Raw genomic sequence first — 23,202 nt, 5'->3', positions numbered from 1 at the left:
TCATTGGCCAGCATCAACCCAGACCGCGTATTCCGGGAGAACCGTCACGGAGGCGATATATCCCTTGTTCGCTATGCCGGCCGGCGGGGCGGAGGTCACTTCATAGCTGCCCACCAGCAGCTCTCCCTTTGGGGCCGCCAGATTGGGCGCGCCGGAATTTACCTGCTGGTTGTTCACAATTTCCACAATCGGCGCGGGCGGAGTAACACCCAGGACCAGCGGCGCGCCGGTCAGTTTTTCGCGAAAGCGCTTCAGGCCGATTTCCCAGGGCGCGTGGTTGAACAGATTGTCGCACAGCAGCGCTCCGTCCCGCTTGAGCGTGGCCTCATTGCCCAGATAGCTCACACGCAGGAACACATCGTTGACTCCCGCCAGGGCCGAGGGAGACGACGTGATTTTCACCTCGGCGCCGCCGATCCCTTCGATCTGGATGTCCGGCTTCACCTTGGAAACCTGGATCGTGTAATATCGGAACACACCCTCACTTTCGCCGCCCGGATGGGCGAGGTGGCCCGTTTCGGCGACCAGCGTTGCTTTTGGCGCCGGGAATACCGCAAAACCCAGCTTCGCCCCGCCGATTTGTGAAACGCGCAATTTGCCTCCCGAGGCAACCACATCGTTGTCCGAAAGCACGAGTCGCCGCCGGCCAAAGATGTCCTGCCGGGTCAGGCGCAGCGCCTGGCGGCGGGTCAGGGTGAGAATCTCAAACTCCCGTCCCGATTTGGATTTCACCTGCATAAGGCAATCCGTTCCAGGCTGAACCGAAACGGTGGTGCGGCTGCCCGCCTTCGACACGGTGGCGGACTTTGCCTTCACGCCGGCGAGTGTTTTCGTGTCGAAAACATACTGGCCGTTCATTCCTTCGGGCGTGAAGAAGACATACACGGCGCGGCCATCATCCGTTTGGGTGCGCGTGAAAAGCTGGGCGAGCGCATAATCCAAATGCGCGCCGTCCAAATCCAAGTTGAACGGCAGGATGGCGCTCTCACCCTGTTTCAAGTCGAAGCCGCCTTTGTCTGGAATGCGCAGGCTGTTATGGGCGAATTTGAGTTCAAACTGCAGATTGTGGCGATCCGGCAGTTGTACCCGGTCCTGGTAGTTGTTCAGAAATAGAAATCCGCTGTCGCCATGCGCCCTCGCTCCGTAACGCAGGCCGGTCACATTTCTGCTATCGGCGACCGGATCCTCCGGAAGCGCCACCACCATCGGCGCCAATAAGTCTCCAAAATCACTCAGGAAATAATTCACCGGCTTGAGATAATCATAGATGGCGTTTGCCTGACCAAACTCGCGCAGGGGGCCTTGGAAATCGTAACTCAGGGAAGGAAACGTTCCCGTGGAGCCGTGTTTGCCGACGAAGTGCGTTCCGCCCTGATACATGTAATATCCGAGAAGATTGCCGCCGCGGGCCGTCATCATCATGGCGATCGCTTCCGAGCTTTCCGGCGGAATGGCGGGGCGGTATTGACCGTAGCAAAAGAATCCCGGCCCGGTCTCGATATTCGCCACCGGGTACTGCGTGGCGTCGTATTTGGCCTGCTTGGCGTTGTGCATGTCGGTGAACAGGTAATTGGGACTCGGCTCACCGGGAGCGATCCAGGCATATCCGCCCTGGCCCGGCAGAAATTCCCCCGATGGAACCGGCGCTCCCCCCCACGCCGTGCAGACATAGATTGGCGTGATCAGACCGGCTTCGATGGCCAGGCGCTTGAGGACGCGCATATGTCCTTCCCCGCCGGCGCCCGCAAAACCCCAGGCAAACGGCGCGAGTTCAAACTCATTTTCCACCTGGAGCGCCACGATCGGACCGCCATCCTTGAACATCAGCCCGGTCATCTGGCGCCCCACCTGCTGATACCACTTGCGCACATAATCAAAATAACGCGGATCGTTCGTGCGCACCTTCACACCCTGGTCATGCAGATACTGCGGCAGGCCGCCGTTGATGCATTCGCCGTTGCAGAACGGGCCGACCCGGAGAAAAACAAACATCCCGTGCTTCGCGCAAAGCTTGACGAAGCGGCGGATGTCTCGCTGGCCGGTCCAGGTGAAAACGCCTTCGTCCTCCTCGTGCATGCTTGGGAAAATGTAGGCGGAGATGGTGTTTAAGCCACCGGCTTTCATTTTCAATATTTGCTCTTCCCATTGCCCGCTCGGATATCGCGCCGGATGCATCTCACCCGAAACCATGATCCACGGTTTCCCATTGCGCACGAGATATTCCGCGTTGGCGGCCAGATGATCGCCCGCCGGATTACTGGCGCTCCAACTGGTTTTGGGCGCCAGATTCAATGCGCGCAGCTTGCTGAGGTCGAGCGCATATGGCGATGGTTTGGGCCGGAGCCCCGTTCCTTCAATTCTGGCCTCGGCCCAATCGGCGTGATCCATGCCGTCGCCATCGCCGGCGTCCCCGACCCGCAGCGTCAGGCGCTGGACGCCCCGGAGATCCACGTCCGCCTCCTTGGCCGGCGCGCCGGCGCGCATCACGCCGGATTCCCAAAGCGTCTTGCCGTCGCCCAGCAATTGGAACGTCACCGAGCCGGGCGGCTGGGCGTCATCATCCACGCCCACCCACGCGCTGAAACGCCGCGCCGCGCCGTGGAGATCGATGGCGAATTCTCCCGCCGCGTGCGCGCCCACTCCGTTCGCAAACTTTCGACCGCCAATCGAGAGCGGGCCGCCGCCAACCGACTTGTCCACCTGCGGCGAACCCCAGCCCTGGCTCATCCGCCCCAAGTCCAGTTCCTGCAAACCCACCGTCCATCCCGGCGCGGCGGTCGCCAGCGCTGGCGGAAACATTAAGATCGCGATCGCGAGCATTGATTTTTTCATGAATTTGATGAGGATTGATCTTGAAATACCGGTCGTATGGCGACGGCTAGTGCAGGGGGAGCGGCTGGAGCACGCCGCAGGGGCCGCCGCCGGCGGCTGGGGCGATGTGGTCGACCTGGCGGCCGTGGAAGGTGAGGCGGGTGTGGTAGCCTTCGGACATTTCTTGGGAGCTTTCCGGCACATAGTGGAAGATTAAAGAACAGCGGAAGCGGTCGGCGCTGGTGTTGGGCGTGGAGCCGTGGATCAGGCGGCCGTCGAAGAAGAGCACATCGCCGGCTTTCATGTCGCAGTGCGCGGCCTGCATGCCGGCGGGGACCGGAACGTAGTCGCTGGTGAAGGAAGTGGCGGGGTCAGCCTTCTCGGGGCAGGCGATCTCTTCGCGCTGCGAGCCGGGCACGACCTTCATGCCGCCGTTTTCGGCGTCCACATCGTCCACGGCGATCCATGCGGCCATGCAGACGCCGGGGCTGACGCGCAGATAGTAGTTGTCCTGGTGCAGCTCCTGGCCGCGCGCGCCGGGGGGCTTGAAGTAGAACATGCTCTGCACGGCCACGGGCTCGTCGCGCATCAGCGCATTCAAAATAGGATGGAAGCGCGCGTCCAGCATATACTGGAGCGATAAGGGGCCGACGGCGAGCTCGGGGTGAGTGTGCGGATGCATCATGCGCGGATAAAACGAGAGCGGGTCCGAGGGGTTGTAATCGCCGCGAATCTCCGAAAGGCCGGGGATGGGGCCGCCGGCGTTCTGCGCCATAAACGTCGCGCGAATATTCGCCGCCTCTTGCGGAGCCAGCAGGCCGCGCGCCACGAAATATCCGTCGCGCTCGAACTGCGCGCGCTGCTCGTCCGTCAAAGTGATGTCCGATATTGCTGTCATGGTTCGGTCCTCCGATGGTTTCATCGTCTTGACATTCTCCGTCATCCGCACGATAATCTGATGGAGACAGTGTATCATGCGGGCGCCGACCGCAACAGAGACCGGACAGCTAATAATATGTCAAATCTTACTGCGCATGCTCAGTTGGGGATTCCGGAATATGTCGGCATGATCTCCGGACACTACGATGTGTCGGGCGGCTACGGGACCCGCCGCGATCACGGGGCGCGCGACTGGCTGCTCGTGGCGACCATCGACGGCCGGGGCCGGTTTGGGTTTGCCGGCGGCGAGCGGATCGCGCAGGCCGGGGAGCTGATCCTCCTGAAGCCCGGAGCGCCGCACGACTATAGCTGTGTCGCCGCCGGCCGATGGGAGTTCCTCTGGACACACTTTCAGCCGCGCGCCTTCTGGTACGATCTGCTCTCCTGGCCGGAGTTCGCGCCGGGGATGATGTCTCTGTCGCTGACGGAGCCGGTGATGCGCCAGAAGATCGCGGCGCAGTTTTGGGAGGCGCACCGGCTGGAGTCGGGACGCCTGCGGCGGCGCGAAGCGTTCGCCATGACGGCGCTGGAGATGCTGCTGCTGCTGTGCGACACCCAGAACCCGCTGACCCAGCAGCCGGCGCTGGACCCGCGCATCCAGGCGGCCTTAGACTGCATCTTCAGCCGTCTGAGCGACAAACTGTCGCTGGGCGACCTGGCCGGCGTGGCCGGACTGTCGCCGTCCCGCTTCGCGCATCTCTTCCGCGAACAGATGGGCGCGCCCCCGCTGGAGTTTCTCGACCTGCGCCGTCTCGACCGCGCCAAGCGCCTGCTGGACCGCTCCTCCGTGTCCGTCGGCGCGGTCGCCGAGGAGATCGGATTCGATCCGCTGTACTTTTCCCGCTGGTTCAAACGCCATACGGGCCTGGGGCCGCGCGCTTATCGGCGGCGTTTGGGAGGATCATTTTGAATATTGCCGCATATTATCCTATTGTCCGGTCAGTTCAATCGTGATATAATAGGCTCCTATGGTCCCCAGCGAATATAAAACCGTCCGCGCCTCGCAGTCCACACTGACCGAGCTCATGATTCCCAGCTACGCCAACTTCGGCGGCAAGATCCACGGCGGGATTTTACTGTCGCTCATGGACAAGATCGCCTACGTCTGCGCCGCCAAGCACGCCGGCGGGTACTGTGTCACGGTTTCGGTGGACGGGGTCGATTTCCTGGAGCCGATCGAAGTGGGCGAGCTGGTCTCGCTGCACGCCTCCGTCAACTATGTTGGGCGGACGTCGATGGTCGTTGGAATCAAAGTCATCGCCGAGAATGTCGTGACGGGCGCCTGCAAGCACACCAATACGTCCTACTTCACCATGGTGGCGAAAGACTCCGAAGGCAGGCTCCGCGAAGCGCCCGGGCTGGTGCTGGAAAGCCGCGAGGAGATTCGCCGCTACTTAGAAGCGATCAAGCGCCGGGAGCTCAAGGCGCAGTACCGGGAGCAGCTCAACAATGAAAAGACGCGGCTTGCCGTGGACAGCCATACCGAAAGGCTGGCGGGGGAGCGCTGCGTGGTGCGTCTCCGCGAAGACAGCGCCCAATCCCCGGAATAAACGCGCATACCTAAGCCCATTCAAAACCGAATGAAACCATAAAAAATACAAGGAAAATCGTGGTTTCTTGTGCAATACTATTGAGGTGGAGCGTTAAAGCGCGCGAAAAAAATCCTCAAAGCACGCCAAAACCCATCATTTCGGATTTGCGAAAATCTTATTGCGACTATTGCTGTTTTTGGTTTATTTTGGTTTTGTTTGGCTGATGAGACCATCGCGATTTTGGTTGCCGCGCCGCGAAGGGGCGGTTCAAGTAAACGCATTCCAACGGTTGGAACTGCGACTGGAAAACACAGTATGAATTTTCAACAAGTCGAACACAAACACTCGGCGCCGCTGGCGCCCAGGGCTAAGGCCAAGGAAAAGACGACCACGCGCGGCGGCGGGACCGGCCGGCGCGAGCGGTCCGCGATCCTGGCGGCGCTCGCATTTTTGCTGCCCAACTTGATTGGTTTCCTGGCGTTCACCTTCTTCCCGGTGATTTTCTCGCTCTGGATGTCCTTCACCAACTGGTCGCTCAAGCCCGCCGTCAAGTTCGAGTATGTGGGCCTGCGCAATTTCACCGACCTCCTGGCCGTCAACTCTGTCGGCGCGGGGGCTCCGGCGGTGCTCGCCGGTTTCTTCGTGTGCGCCTTTGCGGTGATCGCCGCCCTTGTGGGCGCGCTCTGGGCGAACATGGCGCAGTGGCGCGGCATTCGCCTCGGCGGCGTCGTGCTTGCGGCGGCGGGAGTGGGGTTTGCGGGACTGGGCGCCGTCGCGGCCCTGCACGGCGCGGATTCCGGCCAGGGCGTGATCCTGGGCGGCGTCGCCGCGCTGATCTGCGGCTGGAGCATGGCCGCCAAGGACGCTCCCTGGGAGTTCGGGCGGGGCGCGATCCCGGGCGCGGTGCTCGCGGCCGGCGCCTTCGGTCTCTGGGAGCTGTCCGGCTCCATGACCAGCGCCTACCAGCCGCGCGATCCTTACTTCTGGCAGTTCTTCTACAACACCATCTTCCTGATGATCGGCATCCCCTTCGGCATCGCCGGATCGCTGGCGCTGGCCCTGCTGCTGCATGAAGACTTGCCGACCGGCGAAAAGGGACAGCGGCTGATCGGCGCGACGATCATGGTCGTTCTGGGACTGATCATGGGGGGCGTCATCTGGACGCAGGGCAATCCCAACCTCGGATTGGCGATCGGATTGTTCTGGCTGGTCGCGGCGCTCGGGATCGGCTTCAATGTCGTGGCCTTCCGGACGCTGTTCTACCTGCCGACCTTCACGGCGGGCGTCGCCTTGATGATCCTCTGGAAAGCCCTTTACAACCCCAAGACCGGGCCGATCAACATCGGCCTGAATGCGATCTTCCATGTGCTGGGTATCCACGCGGAAGCGCCGCAATGGCTGGGCGACGTCACCTGGGCCAAGCCCGCGCTGGTGATCATGGGCGTCTGGACCGGCATCGGCGGCACGAGCATGCTGCTCTACCTCGCCGGCCTGTCGAACGTTCCCAAGGAGCTGACCGAGGCCGCCGAGATCGACGGCGCCGGCCCGTGGGCGCGGTTCCGCCATGTGACGTGGCCGCAGCTGGCGCCGACGACGTTCTTCATCACGATCACCAGCATCATCGGTGGTTTGCAGGGCGGCTTCGAGCAGGCCCGCGTTATGACCAGCGGCGGCCCGGCCGGATCGACCACGACGCTGAGCTATTACATTTACAACAAGGCGTTCCAGGACCTGGACATGGGATACGCCTCGGCGATTTCCTGGATCCTCTTCGCGATCGTCTTCGCCGCCACGGCGCTCAACTGGAAGTTCGGCAAGGGCCTCGAAGTCGATTGACGCGTCCCGGAACTCAAGGATTTTAAGACTAATGAACAAAGACTTCGCGGCGCGCCGCCGCTCGTCGCTGGTGTGGCGCCTCGCCCTGCTTTCGGTGCTGGGCCTCATGATCTCGATGCCGTTTGTGTGGATGGTGAGCGCCTCCTTCAAGCCCCGCGTCGAAGTGGAGCAGCCGCAGATCGTGCCGCTGCACGCCACATCGCATAACTATCCGATCGTGCTCAATTTGCAGGAGGACCCGGTCCAGAAGAAGAAGCTCGACCTTCACTTCGGACGCTGGTACTTCAACTCCGTGTTCATGGCTTTCGGCACGACGCTGCTGCAAGTTCTGACGAGCGCGCTGGCGGCGTACGCCTTCGCGCGGATCAAATGGAGGGGGAGGGATCAGGTCTTCATGCTGTATTTGGCGACCATGATGATCCCCGGCGTCGTCCTGATGATTCCCAATTTCCAGGCCATGGTCTCGCTGAGTTTTATTAACACTTACCATGGCCTGATTATCCCGGCGGCGTTCAGCGCCTTTGGAACGTTCCTGCTGCGCCAGTTCATGATGTCGGTGTCTCCGGCGCTGGACGAGGCGGCGACGATCGACGGCGCCAACCACTGGCAGATCTTCTGGGATGTCGTGATGCCGCTCGCCCGTCCGGGCCTGATCGCGCTGACGGTCATGACTTTCCTGGGCAGCTACCAGTCGTTCTTCTGGCCGCTGATCATGCTCAACGACGCGCAGATGTTTCCGATGTCGGTGGGTATGCTTTCGCTGGACACCAGTTACGGGCAGCAGACGGAGCTGATTATGGCGGCGACCGTGATGAATGTCGCGCCCCTGATCATCGTCTTCACCATCTTCCAGAAATATCTGGTCAGCGGCTTGCAGCTCGGCGGCGTGAAGGGTTAGGTTGGAAAGAAAACGATGAAGAATATCTTTATCATCTGCGCCGTGCTGTTCGCGGCGATGTATGCGGTGGCCGAGGCGACGATGGTGCGGCCGAAGGATGACGGCAAAGTGCATCTGCGCTGGGCGACGGACCCGAACCCGGCGCGCGTCGTGCAGGTCGGCGCGTTTGGGGCGATGTTCCCCACGACCGCCGTCGCGGTCGACCCCAACGCCAGCGGCGATCCGACCAAGGTCATCGTCCAGTGCGCGACGGGGTCGGGCGCGGACGTCATCGACATCACCGCCGACACGACCCAGTCCATGGTGGAATCGGGAATCCTGCTGGATCTTACGCCCTACGCCAAGCAGATGGATTTCGATCCGTCGCACACCTACCCGGCTGTTCAGGATGCGCTGATGGTGGGCGGAAAGCAATATTCGTTCCCGGCCAATGTCTCCGTGAATGCGATTATCTACAACAAGCGGATCTTCGACGATCACGGCGTGCCGTATCCCAAGCCCGGTTGGACCCAGGACGATTTTGTGCGTGTCTGCCAGCAGCTGCAAAAGAATCCGTCGAAAAGCGGCAATTCGGATATCCCGTTCGCCAATACCGGCGGAACCGGAATCGTCAACGACTTTATCGTAGGGAATGGCGGCCAGTATTTTGAGCCGGATGGCCTGCACGCGGCGTTCGATTCTCCGCAGGTGGTTGCGGCGGTGCAGCAGTATTACGATATGATGTACAAGTCCAAGGTCATCCCAACTCCGATGGAGGCGTCGAACATGTCCGCCCAGGGCGGCTGGGGATCGGGCGGAATGACGATCTTCTCGGGCGGCAAGGCGGCCATGATCGATACGGGGCGCTGGTTCATCTGCTCCCTTCCCAATTACCCGGACCTGATGGGCCATCTCGGAGCCGTGCCGATGCCGCGCGTCGGCAATCGACCCAGCGGCGTTTCCTGCGGCGCGCGCGCGGTGGGCGTCAACGCCAAAAGCCCGCACTGGCGGGATGCGCTGAAGTTCCTACAGTATCTCGCGAGCCCGCAGTACAGCAAGATCATTGTGGACGACGGCGATTCGCTGCCCCCGAACCCAAAGCTCGCTTCCAGCGGAAAAGCACTGGTCACCGATGTCGTTCCCGACCCCTCGTTTCACGAGGCGTTTGTTGAGGCGATCAACAGCGCCAAGCCCTTTCGGTACAGCCCTTTTATCGATGCGTCGGTCAGCAGCCGTTGGTATGGGGATTATATGGGCAAGGTGGAGAACCAGCTTATGACTCCCGCCCAGGCCATGAAAGCCCTGACGGCTCAGATCAACCAGCAGATCCGTACGAACCTTGAGCGCCGCCCCGACCTGCAAAAGAAGTACGAGCAGGTTACGGGCAAGAAATACACGCCGAACTGGTCGTAAATTCAGCCGCTGTCTCGCTGGGAACAAGCAAGCGCCGTCCAGCGTTATTCTTCACGAATAACGCGGCGGCGCTTGCGCCGTTTCTCCCCAGCCGACCGGCTTAGAAATCGAACCTATATGAACCCCAAGCGCATCCGGCGCTTCAACTCACACGAGTACGCCGGCGGCGGCTCCATTCTTTATTGGATGGGGCGCGAACACCGCGTCCAGGACAACTGGACCCTCCTCGCCGCGCAGGAGACAGCGCAAGCGCATGGCGTCCCGCTAGTTGTCGTCTTTATGCTTGTCCCTGTGTACCTGGGCGCCACGATCCGTCAATACGGCTTTATGCTGCGCGGCCTTCAAGACGTGGAGCGTGGGCTGCGTGAGCTCGGCATTCCCTTTTACTTGCTTATGGGCGATCCCGAAGCGCGGATTTTAGAGTGCGTGAAGCGATGGGATGTTGGCGCGGTCTTCGCCGATTTTCTTCCGCTCAAAACGCCTCGCCATTGGAAGACGCGCGTCGCCGAGCAAGTGAGCGTTCCGATGTTTGAAGTCGATGCGCACAACGTCGTCCCCGCCTGGGAGGCGTCGCCCAAACAAGAGGCCGGGGCGTACACGATCCGTCACAAGCTGCGCAAGCTGTGGCCGGCTTATCTCGAAGAATTCCCGTCCGTCGAGCGCCAGGCTGCCGCATGGCCGCACGACTGCGATCCCATCGATTGGGACTCCGCGCGCGCCTCGCTGCGCGTGAACGAGGATGTGCCTGAGGTTTCATGGATCGTCGGCGGTGAAATCGCGGCGCACGCCGCTTTGGAATCCTTCCTCACCCATCGCTTCCGAGGGTATGCCGAGAAGCGAAATATCCCGGGCCAGCCGGGACAATCCGATCTCTCCCCCTACCTGCACTTCGGGCACATCGCGCCACAGCGGCTTGCATTAGAGGTCCCGAAAAGCAACGCCGCGGATGAAGACAAAGCCGCCTTTCTAGACGAGCTGCTTGTGCGCCGGGAGCTGACGGACAACTACTGCCTGTACAACGACCACTACGACACGCTGGACGGAGCGACTAACTGGCCGCGCAAGACTCTGGACGACCACCGCGCCGATCCTCGTCCGTTTCTCTACACCTTGGAGCAACTCGAAACTGCGCGGACGCACGACGATCTCTGGAACGCCGCGCAGCGCGAGATGGTGTATCGGGGCAAGATGCATGGGTATATGCGAATGTACTGGTCCAAAAAGATCCTGGAATGGACCGCGACGCCCGAAGAGGCCCTGGCGCATGCGATCTTCCTCAACGACAAATACTTTCTTGATGGACGCGACCCGAACGGGTACGCCAATCTCCTCTGGTCGATCGCCGGCCTGCACGACCGTCCCTGGATGGAGCGGCCTATCTTCGGCAAAGTCCGCTATATGAACCGCAGAGGCTGCGAGCGCAAGTTCGATGTCCAGGCCTATATCGACTACGTAGACAATCTTCCATGAGCTTTGACTATTCCCTGGACTATAAAACCATCGACTTCCGCGAGCATCCCGAGCTGTACCGAGTCGGCGTCGGCGAACAGGGCGTTTTGATGGTGGAGCCCTACAAATCCGAAATCCTCCCGCACTGGCGCTTCAAAACCCCCGAGATCGCCCAAAAATCCTCCGCCGAGATTCACGCTCTTTTCCTTCGATACAAAGCCGCGAACGATTTTGTCGGCATGGATATGGCCCGGAAATTCCTCCAAATGGGCTACACGCGCGCCCGCCGCTACGCCAACCATCCCAGCGGCCGCAAATATGTCCAGGGCGAAATAGCGCCGCAAGCGAAAGACTGGGCGACCAGCGAAAAAGCCCAATCCGCTCAAATCTTTTACGAGATCTGGCAAGGCGTGCGGGACGACCCAGAGTACCAGCGCCAGCGCGCGGAGCATATTTCGAGGTATGGGAAGTGAGAAGCGACTTACTCCATCCTCTCAATCATCTCGCCCTTTTTGACGTAGACATGCGCTTCGCGCAGTGGTTGTGCGGCTGGGGCTGTTATTGCGTGGAATTCCGGTTATTCCCATAACGGAAGCGAGGAGGAAACCCGTGGTATACTGATTTGTTTCCTATTCTCCGCAGATGGAGCTGTCGATGTCCTCTCTGGCGCTGCCGCTGGTGCTGCTGGCTTTGCTGCTGGTCGGCGAGTGGTTTGTTTTTACATTTTTACCGCACCACGCCCAGCGCCTCGCGGCGCGAGGGGAGATTGACCGGGGGATCGCGATTCTGGAGCGCCTCAACAAGCTGACCTTCTGGGTGCGCGGGGGCTTGTCGGTTCTGACTCGGTACCGGCTGGCGGGATTGTACGCGCAGGCGCAGCGGTATCGCGAATCGGTAGACCTGTACCAATCGCTGCTCAAGCATCGGCTGACGCCGTCGCTGGAGGGCGATATCCATCTGCGCCTCGCCGACTGCTGGGAGGGATTAGGACTGTCGTCCGACGCCGCCACGGAGCGGTTTGAGGCGCATGACCGCGCGCACCGGGCGGAGGCCGATCCTGCAAGCCGGCGGACCGAGGGGATGCTGCTGGAGCGCGAGAACAAGTACGCGGAGGCGTGCGTGGCGTACGAACAGGGTTTATCGGCGACCCCCCTGAGCGACAAGATCACGCGCGCGATCTTCCTGGGGCATCTCTGCGTGGCGTCGTTCAACGCGGGCCGTATGGACCAGGTGATTCGGTGGACGGACGAGGCGACGACGACTCGATGTCTGGGCGATGTCGGGGCCTCCATCCACGGCATGGCGGCGGTCGCCACCAGCAATATGGGCGACTTCGCGCGGGCGGAGCACCATTCGCAGCAGCGTTACGAGATCGCCCTTTCGAAGAACAACAAAGATGACGCCGCTGAGGCGCTCGCCTTTCTCGCCAGCATCCATAAGCGCCAGGGGCGATTTGTAGAGGCGATCGAAACGGTGGACCGCGCCATCGCTCTGAGCGCCAAGGCGGGCCGCACGGCGAATATGTCCAAGGCCGAGTGTCTGGAGACGATTGGGGACTTCGACGGCGCGCTTCAGGCGTTCGACGCCTGCGCGGATGCGCCCGGCATCTGGGTTCCAACGCTCCAGCAGCGCAATCTGGCGGTGGTGTCGCTCGGCCGCGCCCGCGCGCTGCTCGGCGCCGGCCGGCCGGAAGAGGCCGATCCGCATCTGCGCAAGGCGGAGCGGGAGTTTATGTGCGACGAGAAGCTGAGCCTCTGGTGTCACAGCCTGCGCACGTGGCTCGACGCATCGATGGGCAAGCGTGCGGCGGCGGCGCAGGGGATCGCCTTTCTGGAATCCCATATCGCGAAATTCCCGCACGATCGCGGTACGGCCCTCTCACTCGCCGCATCGATCGCCCGCGCGGTCTATCTGCTCGGCGACTACGAACAAAGCCGGGACCTCTGGCGGCAGTATCTCGCCATGATCCCCGACCCCGTCGAATTCCCGAAGGGCTACTATTTCCTCGGCGAATCCCTGCTTGCCCTGGGCGAATCCCAGGCGGCGCGGGAGGCGTTTACCCAGGCGGTCGACCAGAAGATCGACACCCATTTCGCGCGCCTTGCGCACGCCAAATTGGACGAACTCTTTTCATAACGATTCCCCGGAGAAATTGATTAACCTGGTAAACATATTGTATAATGTTGGTATTCCTCATGCACGCAATCAGCGAAGGGCTCCTCATGAGAATACTAATATCACTCTCGATTCTCTTCAAATGTCTCGGAATTGATCGGTTTCTTTACTATGTGCTTTCCGCTCGGGCGGCCAACTGCGTCGCGCGTGGAAATATTCTGAAGGCGACCGCGCTCCTGGAACGGCTGGAGTACTTCCTGTACTTGGTCCGCAGCTCCTATTTGTTGTTAACGCAGTATCGGCTGGCGAACCTTTACGAGCAAGGCTTTCGCACGCAGGATGCGGTTATTCTCTATGAGGGAATGCTGCGCCGGCGGCGTATTCCTATCGCGATGAGCGGCAATATCCGCACCCGTCTTGCGAATATCCAGGAAGGCCGATCGCCGTTTTCCCCCGCTCATCGGAATACAGCATCATCCGACGCCGGCGCATGCTATCCTGACCCTTGCGTTTAACGCGGCGTCCATTGGGGAACGCTAGCTCACCATGCGCAACTGGATCTTCGCCCTTGTCGCCCTTGCTGGGGCCGCCATTCCCTTTCAATCGGTTGTTAATAGCCGTCTCAAGAACGCCGTCGACTCGCCGCTGATGAGCGCCCTGGTCTCGTTCGCCGTCGGCGCCGTGACCCTGCTGATCCTCGTCCTCTGCGGCGTCACCGGTCGCCCGCGTCTGGCGGGCCTCGCCGAGGCGCCCTGGTGGGCCTACCTCGGCGGCCTCTGCGGCGCGCTCATCGTGAGCGCCGCCGTCATCGCCCTCCCGCGCATCGGCGCCGGCAGCGTCGTCGTCATCTCCATTTTCGGCCAGCTCGTCTGCGCCATGATCCTCGACCACTTCGGCCTCCTCGGCATCCCTCGATTCCCCCTGACCGCCACCCGCCTCCTCGGCGTCATCCTCGTCTTCGTCGGCGTGATTCTCACCCAGCGCCGGTAATTCTTTCGAGGCTCTTTAGGAGAAGCAACCATTGAAGTTCTTTACACGCGATCTGTACCAGTGGCTCCAGGATAGCCAGCCGGAATTTGAACCGAGTGAGAACTTAACAGCGGAAGATGCGGAGGCGGCATGGGAAGAAGCGTGCGTGGCGAGTGGGCGAACCGCAGCAGTAGAAGCCTGGAAAGCTGCAAGTATCGCCTTGCGGACGCATTTCGAGGAAATCAAACCACGCTTGAGCGATGATGCTCTAAATTTGGCGCTAACGACATTTCACGACGGAATTGTCAAGAATGTCCACTTCGATGGGAAAACGCTCCAGATCTTGCTGGATACGCGTGGCGGCGTCTGTGAGCCAATTGGCGATGTGACATTAACGTTCCATGGCGTGCAAAGCGTTGTCGGATTGGACGCAATGCTGGATGAATGGTGGCTTTACGAAGAGATGGATTTGCATCCAGAAGCAGCGTTCGAATACCGAGCGCTGCTTCTGAATGCTGAGTTTTCTGTAGCCGCTGACCGTGTGGAAATTCAGCACGTTCCGCAGCCGCATGCTAGTTGCCGGCGTACCGATAGCTGAACCGAGTGTCGGGCGCGACATCGCCTTTGCTGAAGAAGTCCATGATATTGGGCGTTTCGGGGATGTTGTCGGCCCATTTGAAGTTGAGGTTTACAGGCTGACGGGGGCCGAGGCCGAGAGCTTTGCGCGGGATGGCGAGGGTGAGGTCCCGGCCGCTCCAGTGAATCGGAGCCGAGCCGACGGCGCTCCATTTCCAGACGCCGCCGACATTGCGTTCGATCGTGCATTCTCCATTGGTTCGATTGCGGTTGATGAGATAGTCGTAACCGTTCCAACCGGTTTTGGGGTTGTGGTCGGAATCGATCAGCAGGATCATCCAGCTTTTGCCGGCGGGCGCGCTGAGTGTGTTCGCCGTGCGAACGTGGAAGTAGACGTTCTTGCTGTCGCGCGCGACTTGCGCCAAGGCGATGTCGTTGCGGGCGCTGCTGTCCGTATAGTGCGTGTTCTTGGGAGCGCCGTCGAAATCGCGCGTGGCGGTGTCGTTGGGCGCATCCTTGTAGAGCGGGCGCACGGCGCTCCACTGCGTGATCGGGCCGGTGAGGCGGATCGTTTGCGGGGCGGAGGGCTTCTGGGGCGGCTCCATCCCTTTGTAGAGGCGCATGTTGGCGACGAGCTGCCAGTAGTAATCGTCGCCGTAGCCGCCGCGCATCGGTTCTAAGTCGCGGTTGAAGTCCCTGTTGAACTCGTCGACGATATGTCCCTGGCCCGCCGCCGTTTTTCTCCCCAGCATCACGACGCCCGGAGTCTCCCACACCGAGGCCGTCCACTCATTCCAGCCGGTGACGAGCAGGATCGGGGCTTTGACCTTGTGGGCGTTATCCCACTGCGCCTGAAAGAAGATCCCGCGTGCGTTTTCCTTGGAAGTCCATTGATCGTCGTAGGAGGGAATATGGCCGGGCTTTGCGCTGACGCCGCCGGTTTTCATGTTGTCCCACAGCGGCCCCCCCATCGACTTGCTGACCACCATCTGCTCGATCTTACCGTCGGGGCCTAACGCGGGGCGCTGCGCCTTTCCGTTATGGAACTCCTCCAGAAAACGCCACTTGGTCGGCTCCTTGGCGGCGTCCTGAAACGCCCACGTCGGCCGCCACGTGAAGTAATTTTGGATGTCGGCCAGCGGCGACTTCTCGCGGAACTTCGTTTCATCCGTCGGCATCGGCGACATCATCAGCGGTTTGCCCCGCCAGCGGAACCACATATCGTCGTACTTGCCGGGCTTGTACCAGTGATTGTAGAGCGATTCGATCTTCCATTCGGGCTCGGAGTTCAGGAAGAAGACCAATTTGGGGACGGCGACGCCGCGCGATTTGAGATCGCGCGCCACACCCATAAACGCCTGCAATTCTTTGTCGTAGACGCTGCCGTTGGTGTAGTCGAGAAAGAGAAAGTCCACGCCGGCGTCGGCAAGCATCACGAGATGCTTGCGGATCACCCAGGGATCGGTGGAGCGATAGTAGCCGAAGAGAGGCTGCCCCCAGTAGTAGGTGGGGAAGTCGGGGCCGCCGGCGGGATGCGCCTGAAAATCCATGAAGCGCGGGTGCGACTTCAGGAACTCCGTCATGTCGTACTGCGGGAGATAGCGATCGTCGCTATGCCACTGCCAGTAGAAGATTCCTACCCATCGGTTCGCCTTCGGGCCGCCGGTCTGCGCGTAAGAGGGGAGGGTGCGGCCAAGCGCGTCGGTCGCGGTCCAGTCCGCCGTGGCGAGCGGCAGGATGGGCGTATTTTGCGCCTGGGCGCTCGCCAAAGAGAGCGTCAGAGCAGCGGCGAAAGTGGCCGCCGCGAAGTGCGGCGGCCGAAGGCGGCGATGGGTCATGGAATACCTCGCGAAACGTGTTGCGTTAGATATTCACCGCCGTCATTCCCGATTCCTCGTAGCGCGTTCCCGCCGCCACGCCCAGCGGCGCGATTTTGTCGATGCGGGCCAGATCGTCCGGAGTCAGCGTGACCTCCAGCGCTTTGAGATTCTCTTCGAGATAGGGGATCCGTCGCGTGCCGGGGATCGGGACGATGTCCGAACCCTGCGCCAGCACCCAGGCAAGGGCGATCTGTCCGGACGTAACGCCCTTTTCTTTGGCGAGCGCTTCGATCTGTTCGACGATCCCCAGGTTGCGGTCGAAGTTCTCGCCCTGGAAACGCGGCGAGCGGGTCGCGCGGAAGTCGTCGGCGCCGAAGCTGCTGGTGTCTTTGATCGTGCCGGTGAGGAAGCCGCGCCCGAGCGGACTGTAGGGAACGAAACCGATTCCCAGCTCGCGTACGGTCGGCAAAATGTCGGCTTCGACGTCGCGGGTCCAGAGCGAATACTCGGTTTGCAGAGCTGCGATCGGATGGACGGCGTGGGCGCGCCGGATTGTCGCGGCGCTCGCCTCCGAAAGCCCCAGATAGCGGACCTTGCCCGCCGTCACCAGTTCGGCCATCGCGCCGACGGTGTCCTCAATCGGCGTCTTGGGGTCCACGCGGTGCTGATAATAAAGATCGATCGTATCGACGCCGAGCCGCTTCAGGCTGGCGTCGCACGCCTCCCGCACGTACTGCGGCGAGCCGTCAATTCCCAGGCGCGACCCGTCCGGCGCACGCTTGTTGCCGAACTTGGTGGCGATCACCACCTGATCGCGCTTCGCCCGAAGCGCGTTCCCCACCAGCGTTTCATTTCGCCCGACGCCGTACATATCCGCCGTATCAAAAAACGTCACGCCCAGATCCAGAGCGCGGCGCAGAGTCTCCGTGGACTGCGCATCATCCGTCGCCCCATAAAACTCCGACATGCCCATGCATCCCAGACCCTCCGCCGAAACGACGAGTCCGCTTTTTCCCAGCTGTCGCGTTTGCATTGTGTGATCCTCCAAGGCAAGAATAGGGATATTATACCCGCGTGATGACAAAAGTCAATATCTGTCATTTTATTTTGGTGTGTTGACTGAGAGTAGTGTGTCTGCGTCCGTACAAACGGAATCGTCGGTTTCGAGGTAGAATCCGCCTTGTCCATATGCTTCCGCGCGGGGATGCCCATGAGGTGATTGGCGAAATGACGTTCCGTTCCAACGATTCCGCAATAAGTTTGATCCGTTGCTCCGGATGCGGCAATCCCATGGAGCCGGCTGATTTGAAATGCCCGTGCTGCGGTAAGAACCGGGCCGCAAAGCCGCGAATCAAAAAGGTGTTGTCAGTCATCCGTCCCTCCTGCATCTGTTGCGGAGCCCTGGTGCGGGCGGGAGAAACCGCCTGCATTGCATGTCAGCGCAATGCGCTACGCCGTACGCAGAGCGGCTCCCTCTGGGATATTCCTCACCCTTTGATTGCTCCGGAGACTCGAAGCGAAGAACCCCTGCAGGATCAGGAAGCCCAGCGCAGAGCCGGCATGCCCTTTGCCTATGCGATGTGGATCGCCACAGGCTTGGGCGTCCTTCTCTTCTGCACGGGGCAGACGGATTTAGCCACTCTGTGCGGATTGCTATCCTTCATCCTGAGCTTTTACCTGGTAATGAGCCAGAAGTCGTCGGCGCGGACAAACGGATGGGTCTGGGTAACAGTCAGCACGCTGATAGGATCGGCCGCTTATCTCCACTCGCTTCTCTCCTGAGAATATACGAAGATCTTCTCAACTCGAAACATAAATTCCCACCGTTATCGATGTCATGGAAGAGAGAATAATGATAGATCCCACAATAGAAGCTCTGCTCCAAGGCCTTTCCCCATCCAGTACGTCTCTGCTCGAATGGCTGAAGCCGATCATTGATGACTCTATGCTTCGGGATATCGCCTACGCCGATTACGGCTTGAACGAAGAGGAGTACTTTGCCGCACTGGTTCCAATCCGCGATGGACATAAGATTCCAGATCCACTTCCTTGGTTTCCCCGAGAGGCGCTACACCTGAGGCGATGGTCTGAACCTGACGATCCTGTGTGGAAACCGCACAACCTCGGGCCGAACAATGAAATGAACCGCGCCGGGCTTATCTGGAAACCACAAGCGCGCGGCGAGCGGGGCCACTGGATACGTTTTTTCTCCTGCGCCGTGCTGTTAAGAGCGGCCGATGATGTGGAAAGTCAGGATTATATCACGGAAGAGAATGATACGCTGATCCAATTTATCGCCAGCGCTCTACGGTTGGGAGCAGATGCTGTGGATCATGCTCTGCGCTTACTGTATTGGCGGACTTTGCGTATGTCCTCTGACAAGTATGAGTATCCATTTTTTGCGATGGCGATTCTGCTGCTGCGTGTGACCCAATTCGAAAAGGGGAGCAATGCGAAGGAATTGCAGATGCTCGCGGATTGGGTCATTGCGGAAGAAGCGCGTGGGCGGCTTGAGATATGGCGAGTGGAATCCGAGGAATGGCTTCTGGGACTGACCAATTTCGATCAAAGACATGACCGATGGCGTGAAGTCGCCTCCGCCGTACTGATGGATCCATCGACGGGCATTCCCGAGCCGGCGGCGTCCACCCTGCGCGAGGTTGCGGGGCGGATAGCGCCGAGGCGGAATGCGTGATCTTTCGTTCGTGAAGATGAGACGAAGCGGCTTGCATCGTCGGATCGGGATGCTTAAAGTTCCTGGCGAGTGGGCCGGAACAGGATTTCGTTGATGTCCACATCTTCCGGCTGGCTCATGGCGAAGATAACCGTTCGGGCGAACGCGTCGGCGGGAATCGCGACCTCGTTGTAGAACTTTTGGATTCTGTCGGCGGTTTCCGTGTCGGTGATGGTGCTGGGCAGTTCTGTGGCGACCGCGCCGGGCGAGATGATCGTCGTTCGGATATTGTAGGGCTTTACTTCCTGGCGCAGTCCTTCGGAAAGCGCGCGTACGGCGTGTTTGGTCGCCGCATAGACCGAGCTTCCAGGGCGAACTTTATGACCGGCGACCGAGGAGACATTGATGATATGCCCGGACTTTTGCTCTTTCATATAAGGCAGCGCCGCCGCGATTCCGTAGAGCACGCCCTTGATGTTCACATCGATCATGCGGTCCCACTCGTCGATCTTGAGCGCCTCCAGCAGCGACTGCGGCATCAGTCCGGCATTGTTGATGATCGTGTCGATACGCCCGTATGTTCTCACGGCGGAGTCCACCAGAGCCTTTACCTGATCGCGATCGATAACGTCCGTGGCCTGGGCGAGCGCCTTGCCGCCTTTGGCGTTCAGCTCTTCCGCAAGCGCCTGAATACGGTCGGCGCGCCGCGCGCCCAGCACAACCGTTGCGCCCTGCTCGGAAAGAAGACGGGCGGCCGCCTCGCCCAGTCCGCTGCTGGCGCCTGTAATGACAACGACCTTGCCTTCGATGTTATTGGTCACGATTTCTGTTCCTGATTGTCGTACTGTTCGTCGGTGACATGCTCCAGCCAGTCGACGGGGCTGCCGTTGACCTGCTCGGCGATGGCGATGTGCGTCATGGCGGTGGTCGGCGATCCGCCGTGCCAGTGCTTCTCGCCCGGCGCGAACCAGATGACATCGCCCGGACGGATCTCCTCGATCGGACCGCCCTCACGCTGCGCCCGTCCAAGCCCGGCCGTCACAATCAGGGTCTGGCCCAGCGGATGGGTATGCCACGCGGTGCGCGCGCCCGGCTCAAAGGTGACGGTCGCGCCGCCGGCGCGCGCCGGGTGGGGGGCCTGGAACAGTGGATCGATCCGCACTGTCCCGGTAAAATAATCCGCCGGCCCCTTGCCGGAAGGCCGGGATCCGTTTCGTTTGATCTCCATCTTTTCTCCTTATGTGCGATCGTGTCGTTGACCGTCGCCTTTGATTAGCCCATTGCTTTGTCTGTGCGAACGCGAACGATATGGCTGTTGCCGATCCGCTCCCGGCCGCTCAGCGATCGACCATCCGCTCCGAGCTTTCTGCGTACCGCGCTCCCTCGATTTCGATCTTGGAGGCGGCCTCTTCGATGTCGCGAAGGTCTTCGGACGTCAGTTCGACGGCGGCCCCGCCGACGTTCTCTTGGAGCCGCGCTAACTTGGTGGTTCCGGGGATCGGAGCGATCCATGGCTTCTGTGCGAGGATCCACGCGAGCGCGATCTGGGCCGGCGTCGCATCCTTCTTTCCCGCGATGCTCCCGATCAGATCGATCAGGGCCTGATTGGCTTTGCGAGCCTCCGGCGTGAAGCGTGGGTTGTGGCTGCGGATGTCCGAGCTGTCGAAAGTGATGTTTTCGTCGATCTTACCCGTCAAAAAGCCACGCCCCAGTGGGCTGAAGGGGACGAACCCGATGCCGAGTTCCTCCAGCGTGGGCATGGTTTTCGTCTCAGGCTCTCGCCACCAGAGGGAGTATTCGCTCTGAAGCGCGGTGACGGGCTGTACGGCGTGTGCGCGGCGGATCGTCTGCGCTCCGGCTTCCGAGAGGCCGAAGTGCTTGATCTTGCCTTCCTGAATCAGTTCCTTCACCGCGCCGGCCACGTCTTCAATGGGGACGTTTGGGTCCACCCGGTGCTGGTAGAACAGGTCGATGGCGTCAATGTTCAGTCGCTTCAAAGACGCTTCGGCGACGTCCTTGATATGTTCGGGTCGGCTATTGAGAGCGCCGGTCGGCTTCCCGTTGGCGTCGATGTCGAATCCAAACTTGGTGGCGATGACGACTTGCCCGCGAATGGGCGACAGCGCCTTGCCGACGAGTATCTCGTTGGCGAACGGGCCGTACATCTCCGCGGTGTCGAAGAACGTCACGCCGAGGTCAACCGCTCCCTTGAGCACCGAGATCATTTCCTGTTCGTCCTTGGCCGGACCGTAGCCAAAACTCATGCCCATACAGCCGAGGCCGATGGCCGAAACCTCCAGGCCGCTTTTTCCGAGTGTGCGCTTTTGCATTTTTTGCTCCTCGTATCCATTCCCATTTCGAGCGTAGTTCACGCTCAATTGTATAAAACTCCATACGGCTTTGGATTTCCTTACCGTGTCTCTCTTATTTTACGCGATAGGGAGGTCTCGGAGGTATAACATTCCTCGGGAATGATTGAACGATTCTCCAGATTTGTCAAAAAGTGGCTGGACGAATGCAAAGCGAGGCGCGGCGATGAATTTCATAAACGAGGCGGGGAACAATCAGGATACGGACCGGTCCCATGGGACGCAGCCCAATGCGGAGCTGAGGGAGAAGGTCAATCGGGAGGAGCTGGTGGAGCGTATCGCGCGGGCCATTCCCATCGATGGAACCGATGAGCCGGTGAAGGGGCTGCGCCTGAACCGGATGTCTTCGATCGCGGGACCGCACCATAACGTGACGCAGCCATCATTCTGCGTCATCGCGCAGGGCGCCAAGGAGATTCTTCTCGGGAACGAACGCTATCGATACGATCCCTACAAGTACTTTCTGGCGACGGTCGAGCTGCCCGCCGTGAGCCAGCTTGTGGAGGCGTCGCCGGAGCGGCCGTACCTGAGTCTGCGTCTGAATCTCGATTCCGCGACCGTCGCGTCCGTCATGCTCGAAGCGGAGATCCCGTCCCCTCGAAGAGATGTCAACCGTGTCCGCGCTATGAACGTGAGCCCGCTGGACTCGGGCCTGCTGGACGCCGCGGTCCGTCTCGTGCGGCTCGTGGACGCCCCGCCGGCCGAGGCGCGGGTTCTGCTGCCGTTGATCACCCGCGAGATCATCTTCCGCCTGCTCGCCGGCGATCAGGGCGCGCGGCTGCGGCATATCGCCGTCCTGGGCGGTCATACCGACCGCATCGCCCGCGCCATCGAGCGCTTGCGGCATGATTTCGACAAGCCGCTCCGGATCGAGAGCCTGGCGCACGACCTCGGCATGAGCCCCTCTGGCTTCCACGAGCATTTCAAGGCCGTGACCGCGATGAGCCCCTTGCAGTTCCAGAAGAATCTGCGGCTTCAGGAGGCGCGCCGCCTGCTGCTCGGCGAGGACCTGGACGCTTCCAGCGCCGCCTTCCGCGTGGGCTATGAAGACACGTCGCACTTCAGCCGCGAATACAAACGCTTCTTCGGCCACCCGCCGATGCGCGATATCGAGCGCCTGCGGGCGGCCGACAGAGTCGAGGTCTGACGCCGCGATCTTCCGCATCGACGCTCGCTATCGGCGCTTCGGCGGGGTGGGCGGCGCGGAGGGCGCTTCGATTTCGAGAAGCGTGTATCCCGGCTGAAGCGCGCTTCGGGTCATCTGCTCCAGCGCATACTCCTTGCCTGGGAACAGCGCCGCGCCGCGCGACAGTCCCACGACGAGGAGCGGAAACGAATGGCCGGCGACCGTAATGGCTGCCCCGGTGTTCATCAGCGATATCCCGCGCTCGGCTGACAAGAGGCCGGGTCTCGATTCCTTCGCGCAAAGTACGACGCGGCCATGCGAGTCCACGATCTGGACGTCGCCGGGAGCGCGGACGTGGGATGCGCCCGGCCCATTCCCAAGGACGACAATCGGGGCCGCGACGGATGCGCCGGTCACAAGCGTGCTGGCCGGGCCCGATCGCGCGTTTGCGCCGCGCAGCGGCGTGGAGGAATGGAGCTGGCGATGGAATGAAAGCAGACTCAGGGCCAGTATCGGCAGCGCCGCCAGTGTCAAATACGAGAGGAGCCGCCCCGGCTCCGGTGTTCGATACCGCATTGTCGGACCTCATGACTTTCGCACGCTTATGGATGAACGGGATTGCGTCGCGACCGAGAGAGCTTGTTCGATGCGCTATGTTTTCCGTATCGCCGCGTCGGCTCCGCCTGATAAAGCCGC

At 60.9% G+C, this 23,202-nt stretch carries 22 protein-coding genes; 14 read left to right on the top strand and 8 right to left on the bottom strand.

Translation table 11 applies throughout. The features are described 5' to 3' along the window. Positions 1-2,820: a beta-galactosidase gene (locus tag D5261_RS05470; protein WP_165864130.1), complete on the bottom strand. Its 2,820-nt coding sequence runs from the start codon at positions 2,818-2,820 to the stop codon at positions 1-3. 58 nt (positions 2,821-2,878) lie between these two features. Beyond that, complete coding sequence (locus D5261_RS05465) at positions 2,879-3,709, bottom strand: phytanoyl-CoA dioxygenase family protein (RefSeq protein WP_119321169.1); 831 nt, start codon at positions 3,707-3,709, stop codon at positions 2,879-2,881. Between the two features lie 117 nt (positions 3,710-3,826). On the opposite strand from D5261_RS05465, the gene D5261_RS05460 reads away from it, so the two are divergent. From D5261_RS05460 to D5261_RS05410, 11 genes are all read left to right on the top strand, one after another. Further along, on the top strand, positions 3,827-4,660 hold the full coding sequence (locus tag D5261_RS05460; RefSeq protein ID WP_165864129.1) for a helix-turn-helix domain-containing protein: 834 nt from the start codon (positions 3,827-3,829) through the stop codon (positions 4,658-4,660). Positions 4,661-4,718: 58 nt separating this feature from the next. Next, positions 4,719-5,300: an acyl-CoA thioesterase gene (locus tag D5261_RS05455; protein ID WP_119321047.1), complete on the top strand. Its 582-nt coding sequence runs from the start codon at positions 4,719-4,721 to the stop codon at positions 5,298-5,300. 297 nt (positions 5,301-5,597) lie between these two features. Next, on the top strand, positions 5,598-7,118 hold the full coding sequence (locus D5261_RS05450) for a carbohydrate ABC transporter permease (RefSeq protein WP_119321046.1): 1,521 nt from the start codon (positions 5,598-5,600) through the stop codon (positions 7,116-7,118). 31 nt (positions 7,119-7,149) lie between these two features. Next, positions 7,150-8,016, top strand: a complete 867-nt coding sequence (locus D5261_RS05445; protein WP_119321045.1) for a carbohydrate ABC transporter permease — start codon at positions 7,150-7,152, stop codon at positions 8,014-8,016. Positions 8,017-8,031: 15 nt separating this feature from the next. Beyond that, the gene (locus D5261_RS05440) at positions 8,032-9,408 is read left to right on the top strand and encodes an ABC transporter substrate-binding protein (RefSeq protein ID WP_119321044.1); all 1,377 of its coding nucleotides are present in this window, start codon (positions 8,032-8,034) and stop codon (positions 9,406-9,408) included. Between the two features lie 117 nt (positions 9,409-9,525). Next, positions 9,526-10,878 carry a deoxyribodipyrimidine photo-lyase gene (locus D5261_RS05435; RefSeq protein WP_119321043.1) on the top strand — a complete coding sequence of 451 codons (1,353 nt, stop codon included), beginning with the start codon at positions 9,526-9,528 and terminating at the stop codon, positions 10,876-10,878. Further along, positions 10,875-11,330 (top strand): DUF4385 domain-containing protein, encoded by a 456-nt coding sequence (locus D5261_RS05430; RefSeq protein WP_119321042.1) that lies wholly within the window; start codon positions 10,875-10,877, stop codon positions 11,328-11,330. The genes D5261_RS05435 and D5261_RS05430 overlap by 4 nt, the downstream gene beginning before the upstream one ends. Positions 11,331-11,511: 181 nt before the next feature. After that, a complete protein-coding gene (locus tag D5261_RS05425; protein WP_165864128.1) occupies positions 11,512-12,993 on the top strand; it encodes a tetratricopeptide repeat protein in 1,482 nt (493 codons plus the stop codon). A gap of 86 nt (positions 12,994-13,079) precedes the next feature. Then, positions 13,080-13,487, top strand: a complete 408-nt coding sequence (locus tag D5261_RS05420) for a hypothetical protein (protein ID WP_125205927.1) — start codon at positions 13,080-13,082, stop codon at positions 13,485-13,487. Between the two features lie 31 nt (positions 13,488-13,518). Continuing rightward, positions 13,519-13,962 carry a DMT family transporter gene (locus D5261_RS05415; RefSeq protein WP_119321039.1) on the top strand — a complete coding sequence of 148 codons (444 nt, stop codon included), beginning with the start codon at positions 13,519-13,521 and terminating at the stop codon, positions 13,960-13,962. Positions 13,963-13,993: 31 nt separating this feature from the next. Further along, positions 13,994-14,539 (top strand): DUF4085 family protein, encoded by a 546-nt coding sequence (locus tag D5261_RS05410; RefSeq protein WP_119321038.1) that lies wholly within the window; start codon positions 13,994-13,996, stop codon positions 14,537-14,539. On the opposite strand, the gene D5261_RS05405 is transcribed toward D5261_RS05410, so the two are convergent. Both D5261_RS05405 and D5261_RS05400 read right to left on the bottom strand, forming a co-directional pair. Next, entirely contained in the window at positions 14,514-16,355 is a 1,842-nt protein-coding gene (locus tag D5261_RS05405) for a hypothetical protein (RefSeq protein WP_119321037.1), read from the bottom strand. The genes D5261_RS05410 and D5261_RS05405 overlap by 26 nt on opposite strands. A 25-nt stretch (positions 16,356-16,380) precedes the next feature. Further along, positions 16,381-17,370 carry an aldo/keto reductase gene (locus D5261_RS05400; RefSeq protein WP_119321036.1) on the bottom strand — a complete coding sequence of 330 codons (990 nt, stop codon included), beginning with the start codon at positions 17,368-17,370 and terminating at the stop codon, positions 16,381-16,383. Between the two features lie 194 nt (positions 17,371-17,564). Between D5261_RS05400 and D5261_RS05395 the strand changes: the two genes are divergently transcribed. Further along, on the top strand, positions 17,565-18,119 hold the full coding sequence (locus D5261_RS05395; RefSeq protein ID WP_165864127.1) for a hypothetical protein: 555 nt from the start codon (positions 17,565-17,567) through the stop codon (positions 18,117-18,119). 70 nt (positions 18,120-18,189) lie between these two features. Beyond that, on the top strand, positions 18,190-19,032 hold the full coding sequence (locus tag D5261_RS05390) for a hypothetical protein (protein ID WP_119321034.1): 843 nt from the start codon (positions 18,190-18,192) through the stop codon (positions 19,030-19,032). Between the two features lie 53 nt (positions 19,033-19,085). On the opposite strand, the gene D5261_RS05385 is transcribed toward D5261_RS05390, so the two are convergent. The 3 genes from D5261_RS05385 to D5261_RS05375 all read right to left on the bottom strand — a co-directional run bounded on the left by D5261_RS05385 (position 19,086) and on the right by D5261_RS05375 (position 21,341). Beyond that, entirely contained in the window at positions 19,086-19,832 is a 747-nt protein-coding gene (locus tag D5261_RS05385; RefSeq protein ID WP_119321033.1) for an SDR family oxidoreductase, read from the bottom strand. Then, the gene (locus tag D5261_RS05380; RefSeq protein ID WP_119321032.1) at positions 19,829-20,239 is read right to left on the bottom strand and encodes a (R)-mandelonitrile lyase; all 411 of its coding nucleotides are present in this window, start codon (positions 20,237-20,239) and stop codon (positions 19,829-19,831) included. Before D5261_RS05380 ends, D5261_RS05385 begins: the two co-directional genes overlap by 4 nt. Before the next feature lie 109 nt (positions 20,240-20,348). Next, positions 20,349-21,341, bottom strand: a complete 993-nt coding sequence (locus D5261_RS05375; protein WP_119321168.1) for an aldo/keto reductase — start codon at positions 21,339-21,341, stop codon at positions 20,349-20,351. A 205-nt stretch (positions 21,342-21,546) separates the two neighbouring features. Here D5261_RS05375 and D5261_RS05370 point away from each other — a divergent pair, with 205 nt between their 5' ends. Next, positions 21,547-22,527: an AraC family transcriptional regulator gene (locus tag D5261_RS05370; RefSeq protein ID WP_119321031.1), complete on the top strand. Its 981-nt coding sequence runs from the start codon at positions 21,547-21,549 to the stop codon at positions 22,525-22,527. 27 nt (positions 22,528-22,554) lie between these two features. Here D5261_RS05370 and D5261_RS05365 read toward each other — a convergent pair whose 3' ends face one another. Continuing rightward, entirely contained in the window at positions 22,555-23,082 is a 528-nt protein-coding gene (locus D5261_RS05365; protein ID WP_125205925.1) for a hypothetical protein, read from the bottom strand. Between the last annotated feature and the right edge of the window lie 120 nt (positions 23,083-23,202).

The sequence above is a fragment of the Capsulimonas corticalis genome (assembly GCF_003574315.2).
Lineage (GTDB): Bacteria > Armatimonadota > Armatimonadia > Armatimonadales > Capsulimonadaceae > Capsulimonas > Capsulimonas corticalis.
This window is presented reverse-complemented; position numbering and strand designations above follow the sequence as displayed.